Annotated in this window: 10 protein-coding genes; 3 read left to right on the top strand and 7 right to left on the bottom strand. The window is 72.0% G+C overall.

The features are described 5' to 3' along the window. A partial coding sequence (locus tag VFE05_16060; protein HET6231588.1) for an NRDE family protein occupies positions 1-789 on the bottom strand: 789 nt, incomplete at its 3' end. A 96-nt stretch (positions 790-885) separates the two neighbouring features. On the opposite strand from VFE05_16060, the gene VFE05_16055 reads away from it, so the two are divergent. Together VFE05_16055 and VFE05_16050 are read left to right on the top strand one after the other, a co-directional pair. After that, entirely contained in the window at positions 886-1,686 is an 801-nt protein-coding gene (locus VFE05_16055) for an alpha/beta hydrolase (protein HET6231587.1), read from the top strand. 263 nt (positions 1,687-1,949) lie between these two features. Further along, a complete protein-coding gene (locus VFE05_16050; GenBank protein ID HET6231586.1) occupies positions 1,950-3,140 on the top strand; it encodes an erythromycin esterase family protein in 1,191 nt (396 codons plus the stop codon). A gap of 79 nt (positions 3,141-3,219) precedes the next feature. On the opposite strand, the gene tsaA is transcribed toward VFE05_16050, so the two are convergent. Continuing rightward, positions 3,220-3,639, bottom strand: coding sequence for a tRNA (N6-threonylcarbamoyladenosine(37)-N6)-methyltransferase TrmO (gene tsaA / locus VFE05_16045; GenBank protein ID HET6231585.1), 420 nt, complete (start codon positions 3,637-3,639; stop codon positions 3,220-3,222). Positions 3,640-3,755: 116 nt separating this feature from the next. Here tsaA and VFE05_16040 point away from each other — a divergent pair, with 116 nt between their 5' ends. After that, positions 3,756-4,271, top strand: a complete 516-nt coding sequence (locus VFE05_16040) for a hypothetical protein (GenBank protein ID HET6231584.1) — start codon at positions 3,756-3,758, stop codon at positions 4,269-4,271. Positions 4,272-4,455: 184 nt separating this feature from the next. On the opposite strand, the gene VFE05_16035 is transcribed toward VFE05_16040, so the two are convergent. The 5 genes from VFE05_16035 to VFE05_16015 all read right to left on the bottom strand — a co-directional run. After that, complete coding sequence (locus tag VFE05_16035; protein ID HET6231583.1) at positions 4,456-6,114, bottom strand: S41 family peptidase; 1,659 nt, start codon at positions 6,112-6,114, stop codon at positions 4,456-4,458. 538 nt (positions 6,115-6,652) lie between these two features. Beyond that, on the bottom strand, positions 6,653-7,438 hold the full coding sequence (locus tag VFE05_16030; protein ID HET6231582.1) for a DUF1499 domain-containing protein: 786 nt from the start codon (positions 7,436-7,438) through the stop codon (positions 6,653-6,655). Continuing rightward, complete coding sequence (locus VFE05_16025; protein ID HET6231581.1) at positions 7,435-8,247, bottom strand: TVP38/TMEM64 family protein; 813 nt, start codon at positions 8,245-8,247, stop codon at positions 7,435-7,437. The genes VFE05_16030 and VFE05_16025 overlap by 4 nt, the downstream gene beginning before the upstream one ends. After that, positions 8,244-10,385 (bottom strand): methyl-accepting chemotaxis protein, encoded by a 2,142-nt coding sequence (locus VFE05_16020; protein ID HET6231580.1) that lies wholly within the window; start codon positions 10,383-10,385, stop codon positions 8,244-8,246. Before VFE05_16020 ends, VFE05_16025 begins: the two co-directional genes overlap by 4 nt. A 308-nt stretch (positions 10,386-10,693) precedes the next feature. Then, positions 10,694-11,111 (bottom strand): cytochrome d ubiquinol oxidase subunit II (locus tag VFE05_16015; protein ID HET6231579.1); only part of this gene is annotated, 418 nt, incomplete at its 5' end.

Raw genomic sequence — 11,111 nt, 5'->3', positions numbered from 1 at the left:
GAACGCGAGGTCGAAGCGCGACTCGCCCATCTCCTCGGCGCCTGGGGTGACGCGGCGCTCGGTGAAGGTCGCGCGCCCATCGCCGCGCACAAGGAGCACGGTGGACGAGCGTGTGCCATACATGGGGCTGGAGATGAAGAGCGACGACAGAGCCCGCTCGCGCTCCAGGCCCACGCCCGTGTCCGGCAAGGACGTGTCCGGCGCGGGGTCGCGCTCCGCGAGGAGGCGGAATAGGCCGGGCTCCACATCTTCCTCCGACCCGTCCAGCACGGCCCGCATCTGCTCTCGCGCGCGGACGACCTTGGGCCACGGCGTGTCCAGCAGCGCGTTGCTCAGGCCGTAGATGCCGGGCTGCAACGCGTGCGGGCCGTCGCCGCGGTTGGAGAGCCAGGCGAGCGCATCTCCATCCCCCACCAGCAGGTTGAAGCCGTTGTACTCGCCCGCGCGGCCGGCAAGCTCCGCCAGGTACTCCATCGGGGCGGCGGCGGAGCGGAGGAAGCCGTCCACCAGGTGCCCGCGCGAGGGAGCGTTCGGCCGCGGCGGCGTCATCTCCCGATAGTTCGTGACCGCCGCGAAGCGCCCGCCGCGGGTGACGCCCATCCACGTGCCGCCGTCGCGCAGGTCGCGCCCGGCCAGCAGGTCCGGCGCGTCGGGCCACCAGCTCGCCGGAGCGGTAGGGCGCGCGTACGCCTCGTCGCGGTTGGCGGCCACCGCCAGGCGGAAGCGCGGGTGCGCTTGGAAAGCCAGCACGATCAGGCACATCGCCGCCGTCCATCTCCCGAATGTCATTGCATCTGCGACGAACGCCGCCGCGCGACCGGAGTATCAATCTACCGCACGGCCGTCCGGCCTGCACCGCCCGCATCGACCCCGCTCCCACGCGCCATGCTGCACCACAAGACGTTCGTCCTGGGCCCGGGGCACGACTGGGTCGTGTTCGTGCACGGCGCGGGCGGCAGCTCGTCCATCTGGTACAAGCAGCTGCGGGAGTTCCGCAGGCACTTCAACGTGCTGCTGGTGGACCTGCGCGGCCACGGCGGCTCGCAGGACGGGCCCGAGCGCGCGGGCACGGGCGACTACACGTTCGAGGAGATCAGCCGCGAGATCATCGAGGTGCTGGACCACGCGGCCATCGCCAGCGCGCACTTCGTGGGCATCTCGCTGGGCACCATCGTGATACGCACCCTCGGCGAGATCGCGCCGGAGCGCGTGCGGTCGCTGGTGATGGGCGGCGCCGTCACGCGGCTCAACCTGCGCTCGCGGGTGCTGGTGGCGCTGGGGAACCTGGGCAAACGGCTGGTGCCGTACATGTGGCTGTACCGGCTGTTCGCCTGGGTCATCATGCCGCGCAAGCGCCACGAGAGCTCGCGCCTGCTCTTCGTAGGCGAGGCCAAGAAGCTGTGCCAGAAGGAGTTCATCCGCTGGTTCCGCCTGACCTACGAGGTGAACCCGCTGCTGCGCTTCTTCGAGGAAAAGGAGATCCCCGTGCCCACGCTGTACCTGATGGGCGACGAGGACTACATGTTCCTGCCGCCGGTGCGCCACATCGTCGCGCGCCACGCGCGCTGGAGCCAGTTGCGCGTGATCGCCAACTCCGGCCATGTCTGCAACGTGGACCAGGCCGAACGCTTCAACCTGCTCTCCATCCTCTTCATCCAGGGCCACCCGCTCCCCGCCGCGGCCTGACCTCGCCGAAAACTTTCCAAGACGTTGAGGATTCGGGAGATGCGCGGCGGGCAACGCCCGTCTGCCGCCTTTCCGGCACCCCAGTCTGCCGTCACATTTCCGCCGATGCGCAGCGGGTCCAACCGGAGGCCAATCAACAGCGGGTGAGTCTCGTAGCCGCCGGGCGATGCGGCTGGGATCGCATCCAGAGGCGCCACGGTTTCGGAACGCCCAAGGTCCCTGCCGAGCACTTCGCCGATCACCACACATCAGTCCGAACCGACATGCTGCCGATGCTTCTCGATCCGGCTTCCGCCCGGAGTGCGAGCGCTCTCCTCCCGCTCGTCGCGCTGTGCGCCCTTTCGCTCTCCGCCGTGCCGGCGCGCGCGCAGGGAGCCGATGCGGGGTCCGCCACCGAGCAGGTCGTGGACGCGGTGTGCGGCAAGCGCGTCGTGGTGCTGGGGGAGCTGCCGTCGCACGGTGAAGCGCGGGGGTTCCAGGAGAAGGCGCGCATCGTGGAGCGCCTGGTGGGCCGGTGCGGCTTCCGCGCGGTGCTGTTCGAGGCGCCCATGTACGACTTCGTGGGCTTCCAGAAGGCGGTGGATGAAGGCACTGCCGCGCAGCCGCAGCTCGACCGGTCGATCGGGCGCTTTTGGTGGACGCGCGAGCTCGCCGGGTGGCGCGGCTGGCTGTTCCGCGAGGCCAGCGCCGGACGGCTCGTGGTGGGCGGATTGGACGATCAGGTGAGCGCGACGTCGGAGTACGCGCGCGCCACGCTGCCAGGTCTGGTCGCCGCATCGCTCTCCGCGCGGGATGCTTCCGAGTGCGGCGAAGCGGTGGCGCGGAACCTGGGTTGGCGGTACGACGGCGCTCAGCAGTTCGACGAGGCGGAGCGAGTGCGCCTTCGCCGCTGCGCGAGCCTCGCGGCTGCGGCGCGGGCGGGCGGCGGACGCGCTGCGGAAACGCCCGAGCGGGCCATGCTGGAGAGCCTGGCCGGGTACTTCGCGCGCCAGCAGGACACGGCGGCGGTGCCGGACCGCGACCTGGCCATGTACCGCAACTTCGCCTGGCAGATGAAGCGGCTGCCCCGCGGCACGAAGGTGATCGTCTGGACCGCCACGGTGCACGCCGCGAGGCGCCAGGGCCCGCTTCCGCACGAGCCGCTCGGTGCGCGCATCGCCGGGCGCTGGGGCGGGCGGCTGGGCGTGATCGGCTTCAGCGCGCTCGCCGGGCAGAGCTCCATGGCCGGCCGGCCGGGCAAGCCTCTGCCGGAGCTGCCGCCGGGCTCGCTGGAAGTCCGCGCCGCCCGGCCCGACACGGCCTGGGCCTACGTCGATCGCACGGCGCTGCGCCGCATCGGCAGCGTGCCTTCACGGCTGCTGGGCGGCTTCGCCCCGGCGGACTGGTGGCGATACTTCGACGCAGTTCTCGTGATCCGCGAGGAGGCCGCTCCCGTCTTCGAGCAGTGGCGGTAGGCGCCCACCGACAGAGCCACCGAAGCTGTTCGAATCGAGCCGGAGCCGCCGCAGCCGGGCGACCGGCGCGAGTAGCCGCTCAGCGCTCGCCGATCTCGTCGTCGAGCACGGGCTTGAGGTCGATGATGGGAGTGCCGTCCACCGCTTCCAGGCCGCGGACCTGCACCCGCGGCCCATCCACCGCCACGATCTCCACCCGGTGCAGCCCGACGGGGTTGGGCCTGTGCGGAGAGCGCGTGCTGAAGACGCCCTCGCGCGGCCGCGCCGGGTCGCCGCGGGGATGCACGCTCAGCACGTCACGCCGCGCGTGGTGGAGCCAGGTGAGCACGATCGCCCGGTCGCCCAGGCGGATGGAGGAGAGCGCGGGAAGCATTTCCGGTTCGAATACCAGCCAGGCCGCGGGCGCGCCCTCGTCCGCCTGGCGCGGCGCAGCCTCCACCACCGCAAGCGGCGACTCGACCCGGCCCACGGCTCGCACTTCGAAGCTCGTCTCGTTCATCGGTAATCCGTGCTCTGGAAGCGGCGGCGGCTAGACCGTTGTCTTTTCGGGCGATGCCGCAGCATCTTGGGGAGAGCGTGGCGGCTGCGTCATCTCACCCGAGCCCTGGAGCGGAAGTGAAGCTTTTGCGCGTGTGCATGCTGGCCGCGATCGCCGCGGCATGCGGCGGAGGAGACGGGGGCGCGGATGCGGCGTCCGGCCCGCTGCGGCTCAAGTACGAGAACGGAAACGGCCCGGTCTCGCCGCCGTTCCACTACGACTACACGCTGCTCGTGCAGGACTCCGCCGGCAGCGTCGAGTGGCGCGCAGGGACCGCGGCCGACACCGCCACCTGGACCGAGCGCTTCGCCGTCGCGCCAGCGGCGATGTCGCACCTCCGCGCCGTGATCGACTCCACCGCGCTGCTTACGCGGAAGTGGACAGCCGGGGAGCCCGCGAACGGCGCCCCCGCGCAGGGCCTCACCGGCTCCATAGGCACACACACCTTCACGATCCCCGCCCACGTCGCCGCGGCCGATCAGCCCGACGCGGACCGCATCTACCGCGCGGTCGAGAAGACGGTCCCGGACTCCGCCTGGGTTTCCTTCCGCAAGAAGCAGTGGGACTTCGAACAGGCCCACAAGCAGCAGTAGTCGCCCCAACCGACCTCATTCCATCCCGCCCCAAATCTCCAGACTGCGACACCCAAGCTCCCCTCCCCCAGGCAGTTTTGGGGGAGGGGCTGGGGGAGGGGGCCCGCCGCCGCCCACGAAAAAAGGGAGAGCCCCGCATTGGAGCCCCCCCTCTCGTCGTCCGCGCCTCTGCCCTGCCGGAAGCTTACGGCTTCGCGGCGGGCTGAGCGGCGGCGGTGGTGCCGGCGCTGGGCGTCTCGCCGGGGCGAGCCGTGGCGGCGGCCTTCGCGAAGAGCTGCGGCTGGCCCTGCACGCCGTTCAGCAGCGACAGCGCGCGCATGAGCTGCGGGTCCTGGCGCACGCCGCGCCGGAACGCGGCCGAGTCGCCCTGCGCCACCGTGGCGATGCGCTCCTCGAGCAGCCGCGTGATCAGCGGCTGCACCGAGTCGTACTGCGCGCGCTGCACCGGCACGCCCGCGGCCACCAGGCGCTGGAAGAAGGTCTCGCGCCACGCCGGCAACACCGTGAAGCTCGGCCCGGCCTGGCCGCGCAGCTCCAGCGCCAACTGGTCCAGCACGCGGTAGGTGGCCTGCGCCTTGGGCGCCACCGACGCCATGAACGCCTGCTCCGTCTTGCTGAGCGTGTCGTTCTTCACCACCACGTCGGGGGTCACGCCACCGCCGCCGTACACCGTGCGGCCGCTATCCGAGTGGTACGTGGGCCGGCCCCTCACCGAGTCGCTGCGGATGGTGGCCGAGTCCACCACCAGCTGGCCGTTGGGCAGCAGCTTGCGCGGGCGCTGGATGGAGCGGCCGCTGGGCGTGTACCACTTGCCGGTGGTGAGCTTCACCGCCCAGCCGCCGTCCAGCGGATACAGGTCCTGCACCAGGCCCTTGCCGAAGGTGGTGGTGCCCACGATCAGCGCGCGGTCGTGGTCCTGCAGCGACCCCGCCACGATCTCGCTCGCCGACGCGGCGTAGCCGTCGGCCAGCACGATGAGCGGGGCGCCGGCGAGCACGGGCGGCTTGTCGGCCACGTACACGTCGTTGGGCTGGTTGCGGTAGCGCACCGTGCTGATCTGCTGGCCCTGGCGTAGGAACAGGTTGCTCACCTGCACCGACTGGTTCACGCTGCCGCCGCTGTTGCCGCGCAGGTCCAGGATGAAAGCCTGGGCGCCCTGCGCCTTCAGCTTCTCGATGGCGGCCTGCGTCTCTTCGCCGCTGGTGTTGCTGAACTGCTGGAGCGGCACGTAGCCCACGTTGCCCTCCAGCATCAGCGCATACGGCACCGCGGGCACGTGCACCTGCCGGCGGATGAAGCGCGAGTTGATGGGCTGCGTCACGCCGTAGCGGCGGAAGGTCACGTTCACCGGCGTGCCCGCCGGGCCCATGAGCTTGTCCGACACCTGGTCCAGCTTCCAGCCCACCGCGCTCACGCCCTCGATGGCCACGATGCGGTCGCCCGCCTGCACGCCGCCCTGCTCGGCCGGCGTGTTGGGGTAGACCTTGGTGATGGTCACGCCGTCGTCCTGCTGCTCGATCATCACGCCCAGGCCGCCGTACGAGCCGCGCAGCGACTCGCGCGAGAAGCTGGCGAGCTCCTGGGGCGAGAACAGCTCGGCGTACGGATCGCCCAGGCTGCGCAGCAGCCCGCGGGCTGCCTGCTGGTACAGCGAGTCCTCGGGCACGCTGTCCACGGCGCGCGCCTGTACCAGGGTGAGCACCTCCTGGAACACGCGCACGCCCTCGTCGCTGCCGCGCGAGCGCAGCACGAAGCCGCCCGCGAAGAGCGGCACCAGCACCACGGCGGAGAGGGCCAGCGCGTGCCGGCGGCGGCTGCTCTTGGGGGCCACTGTCTTGTTCATCTCTGGCCTGAAGTCCCTCCGGCCGGGGGGTGCCCGTCCGGACGTTGAGCGTGGCGAAAGGAGGCGGCTGCCTCCGGGGATCTCTCTGCGAAACAACCACTTCGGCCGCATGGGTCCCGGCGGTCCGGGTCCACCAGCAGCATTCGGGCCCGCGCGAGCGGACCGTCCGGACGTCCGTTCCGGCACGTGCACGGCGGCCGAGTGGCCGATACCGACGGAGCATTACACCCGCCGGTGCGCCGGGGGTCCGCGGCCGCGCATCACCTTAACCGTACGCCAATGCTGGACCCGAGGATCGCCCTACCCCCGCCGCCTCGCACCGGCTTATTCGCATCCTCACGTTCGCCCGCCGCCCATCTCCACTCCCCTGCATGACACGGCGCCAGGCGATGCGCATCTCCCGATCGCCCGTAGGATGCGCGGCGACCCGGTTTCGTCTGGGCCTAGCGCCGTTCGGACGCGCGACCGAAGGACGAGACGACGAAACGCGTCCGGCGACGAACGGCGTCGCCGGACGCGCATTCGTACGGCAGCGGCGTCAGCTCTCCTTGGCTTCGTACGGGCGGAGCTTGGCGAGGTAGGCGCGGATGCGGTCGGCGTTCTTGCCCACGTCGCTGCCGCCCACGCGCGACACGGAGCGCACGTCCACACGCGAGATGCCGGACTTGGGCGTGACGCGGATCACCACGTCGTCCTTGAAGCCGAACCAGAACGTCTGGTCGGTGGCCTCGATGCGTCCGTCCTGGCGGCTCGCGTCGTCGATTTGCCAGCCCATGTCCTTGGCGGCGGCGAGGGCCAGGTTGAACGCCGAGTCCGGCAGCGCCTCGAGCAGGATGGGCTGGATGTCCGGATACGCCTTCCGCTGCTGCACGGCGATGCTGTCTCCGCCGTACGCGCTGGGGTTCAAGGCATCCGCACGCAGCGGCACGACGGCCACGAACGCGGGGGGATTCTGCGTGTCGGTGGTGATGTCGTGGATGGGCGGCACCGACTTGGCCTTGCGCAGCATGAGCATGGGCGGCGCGAGGACGACGATGGAGACGAGCGCGCCGAGCAGCCCCAGCATTACCCCGCGCCGGCCGCGGCTGCGGGCCATGACCGCGCCGACGATGGAGATGAGCAGCGCGGCGATGGCCAGGTACGCGCCCCACTTGAGGACGGTGAAGCCGGTGCGGAAGTGCCACCAGCCCAGGCGGCTGCCCAGGCCCGCGAGCATGACCATCAGGGCGGCGATGCTGGCGAGCGCCAGGCCCAGCGCGGCGGCGGTGGTCACGCGGCGCGGCGGCACGAGCACGGGCTGGTCGTCTGTAACGTGTTCGCTCATGGGGCGATTCCGGGTTTGGGGGAGCGGAGCTTCTGGACGAGCACGGGGACCAGCGCCAGCACGCCCAGCAGCCCGAACGCCAGCAGCGTGGACGTGCCCAGGATGTCGCGGGTGGAGCGGATGGACGCCAGCGCCGAACCCGCGTTGGCGAAGGCGAAGGTACCGGGGATGATGCCGATCGCCGTCGCCGCCACGAACGTCCGCACGCGGATGGGCGTGAGCGCGGGCACCAGGTTCACCAGCCAGAACGGGAAGAGCGGCACCAGGCGCAGGAAGAGCAGGTAGCTGAACGCGTTGTCGCGGAACCCCGCCAGCATGCGCTGCGCGAACGGACCCGCCCGCCGCCGTGCCGCGTCCGCGAACACGTAGCGTGCGCCCAGGAACGCCAGCGTCGCCCCCGCGGTCGCGCCCACCACCACCGCCGCCGTCCCCACCCACCGCCCGAAGAGGAAGCCGACGGCGAGCGTGAGCACCGCGCCCGCCGGGACGTTCACCGCGGTCGCCGCGGCGTAGACGAGCACGGACGCGACGAGCATCGCCGCGTAGTGGTCCGCCGTGTATCCCCGCAGCCTCTCCGCGTTCGCCCGCAGCGCATCCAGCGAGAGCCATTGCGGCCCGCCGAACAGGAAGAACGCGGCTACGGCGGCCACGAACATCGCGAGGATGGCGATGCGTCCCCAGCGCGTCCCGTGCTTCTCGGCAGATGTGCTGCTGGCAGCGGCCGGGGAATCCAGATCTACCGACGTACAGGCGGATGCGTCGGTGGATGCAGGAGCCGGAGATGGGGAACCGCCGTCGGGGTCGCTCACGCGGGGGTGCGGGCGAGGTCGCGCATGGCGGGCGCGGGGACGGGCGCGTCGGGCTTGCGCTCTACCTGCAGCAGCTCGAACATCTTGCTGCCCAGGCCGGAGAGCTCCTTCACGCTGGCGGCCACGTTCTCCAGCGACGCCAGCTGCTGCTCGGTGGCGGCGGCGGTCTCCTCGGCCGCGGCGGCGTTCTGCTCGCTGATGTCGGTGGCGCGCGTGACGGCGTCGGCGATCATCTCGTTGCGCGACTGGGCCGCGTCGGTGAGCGACGCCACCTCGGCGATCTCGCCCCGCAGGCGGGCGACCTGGGTGATGCTCTCGCGCAGCGCGACGGCGGCGCGGTCGGCCCCGCTGGCGCCCTCGGCGATGTCGCCGCGGGCGGCGCTGATGGCGTCGGCCACGCGGGCGATCTCCTCTCGCACCTCGCCCACGATGTTGGCGATGCGCAGCGCGGACTCGGCGCTGCCCTCGGCCAGCTTGCGCACCTCGTCGGCCACCACGGCGAAGCCACGGCCGTGGTCGCCGGCGCGCGCGGCCTCGATGGCGGCGTTCAGGGCGAGGAGGTTCGTCTGCTCCGCGACCTCGTGGATGGCGGTGGAGATGGCGCCGATCTCGCCGCTGCGCTCGCGGAGCGTGGTGACCTCGCTCTCGATCTCGCGCAGGCGGGCGGCGCCTTCCTTCACACGGCCCACGAGAAGCTCCACGTCGCGCCCGGCCGCCTCGGAGCGGTCCAGCGTGTCGCCGCCGAAGCGGTCGGCCATCGCAAGCCGCTGCGCGATCTCCACGCTGGCGCCGCGCAGGGTGGTGATGGCCTCGGCGATGCTGCGGAAGTCCTCGGTCTGCCGCAGCGAGCCCTCGCTCACCTCCTGCACGGCGGCGGTCACGCTCTCGCCCGTCACGCGCAGCTCGCCGGCCACGGTGTCCACCTCGCGCGCCAGCGCCGTCAGCTCCTCGGCGGCGATGCGCACGCGGTCGTCCACGCGCCGCAGGTGCAGGGCGATGGCGAGCTGCGGCTCCAGCAGCGCCAGGTACTCGCTGTGGCCCTCCTCGAACGGCTCGGCCGCGGCGCGCTCCAGCCACATCGCGGCCTCCACCTCGCCGCGGTAGCGGACGGGATAGACGAGCAGGCTGTGGCCCTCGGTCTCGCCGCTCACGGGCTGGCCCCCGCGCAGCACCTCCTCGACCCGCCGCGCATCTCCCGTCCCCGGCTCGCCGCCGATCTGCACCGGGATGCCCGCGTCGTCCAGCGCCCACAGCGCGGCGCCGCGCAGCTCGAAGTCGTCGCCCAGCGCGCCCAGCGCCCGGCGCGAGACCTCGTCCACGTTGCTGGAGAGCAGCAGATCTACCGAGATCTGCTGGGCGCGCGTCTTCAGGCGGCCGGCGTCGAACAGGTTGAAGCGGGTGATGGCGTACGCGAAGCCCAGCGGCATCACCAGCCAGAACACCGTGTAGAGCGGCAGCCGCGGCAGCGCCTCGGCCGAGAGGACGGGGCCGATGCCGGGCCAGCGCTTGAGCCACGCCGGCCCCAGGCCCAGGGCGATGCCCGCGGAGGCCCAGGCGAGCTGCCGCCGCGCGCGCGGGCTGGAGGAGGTGCCGGAGCCCACGCCGAAAATCACCAGCGAGGCGAAGAAGGCGAACGCGTCCACGCCCAGCACGATCTTGGAGAGGGCGCCGGGGACGGCGAGGTTGCCCGCGAACGCCTCGGCCACGGCGGCGAGCCAGGCCAGGAGCGCGACCGCGTACGCCGCGGCGAAGCCGCCCAGCCACCCGTTCACGCGCCGCGGGAACGCCAGCGCGGCGGAGAAGTGCAGCAGCGACACGCCGTTGAGGAAGAAGCCCAGCGCGTAGGCCGCGTAGGCCGCGCTGCCTTCGGGCGTGCCGCCCGTCATCCCGAAGAAGGGCAGGTACAGCGCCCAGCTGCTCATGTGGATGAGGAACGCCGGCCCCGCCGCGACCCCGCTGGAGCGCCGGTACGCCATGACGCCCACCATCAGGAAGACATACGCGATGGCATCGTACGCCAGCGCCGACCCCACCGCCCCGCCGCGCGACGCGAAGACGCTGCCCAGCGCGAAGGCGAGCAGGGCGGCCAGCGCCAGGACCGCGAGCGCGATGGCGAAGCGTCGGAACAGGGGTCTCATGCTGCGGGGCTCCGGTTCGGCTCCGGACGGGCCGCCGGAGGGGCGGGCACGGGAGCGCGGGATCTGGTGAGGCGGAGTGGAGAGAGATGTGAATTTAGCACGCGCGGGTTGGGCCGCAACGTCGGCGGGAAACGCGAGGGTATGCCGGAAAGCGGGAAAAGGGCTTGGAGCGGACCGGAAGATGGACGTCGTGCAGCGGGCCGGGCGTCCGAAACGCCCGGCTGGGAACCGCGATCGTCTGCGGACGAGATTCCGCGCATGCAGACGCGGTGTCGCGGGCCGGGATTCCGTCCGGCGCAGCTAACCCTCTACAGGTGCTCGCCCTTGAACACGCGGAACAGCAGCCACAGCGACGGCAGCAGCAGCGCCATGCCGAACGGCAGCGACCAGAGCAGGAAGGCGAGCGTGGACGCCGGAGCGGCGGCGGAGGCGATGGTCACGTCCGGGTAGATGAGGTACGGGTGCTGCGCGATTCCCCAGCCGCCGAGCAGGCAGACGGTCTGCGCGACGGTCGCGGTACGCGCCAGCCGGAAGCGGCGCCGGAGCAGCGCCCGGCCGGAGAGGAGTGCCGCGATGACGCCGGCGGCGACGACCAGCCAGGCGCGGGGGCTCAGCAGGCCGTGCCACAGGTGCGGCGCGCGGGCGTGGAGCAGCGGAAGGACCAGGATCGACAGTCCCACGGTGACCGTGCCCGCCCACAGCGCCCGGCGGCGGAAGTCCTCGCGC

The organism is Longimicrobiaceae bacterium, assembly GCA_035696245.1.
Classification (GTDB): Bacteria; Gemmatimonadota; Gemmatimonadetes; order Longimicrobiales; family Longimicrobiaceae; genus DASRQW01.
This window is presented reverse-complemented; position numbering and strand designations above follow the sequence as displayed.

Bases quoted from the DNA above. Each gene is read 5' to 3' on its own strand.
- VFE05_16055 (HET6231587.1), top strand. From the start codon at position 886: ATGCTGCACCACAAGACGTTCGTCCTGGGCCCGGGGCACGACTGGGTC.
- VFE05_16020 (HET6231580.1), bottom strand. From the start codon at position 10,385: ATGAGACCCCTGTTCCGACGCTTCGCCATCGCGCTCGCGGTCCTGGCG.
- VFE05_16030 (HET6231582.1), bottom strand. From the start codon at position 7,438: ATGAGCGAACACGTTACAGACGACCAGCCCGTGCTCGTGCCGCCGCGC.
- VFE05_16035 (HET6231583.1), bottom strand. From the start codon at position 6,114: ATGAACAAGACAGTGGCCCCCAAGAGCAGCCGCCGCCGGCACGCGCTG.
- tsaA (HET6231585.1), bottom strand. From the start codon at position 3,639: ATGAACGAGACGAGCTTCGAAGTGCGAGCCGTGGGCCGGGTCGAGTCG.
- VFE05_16050 (HET6231586.1), top strand. From the start codon at position 1,950: ATGCTGCCGATGCTTCTCGATCCGGCTTCCGCCCGGAGTGCGAGCGCT.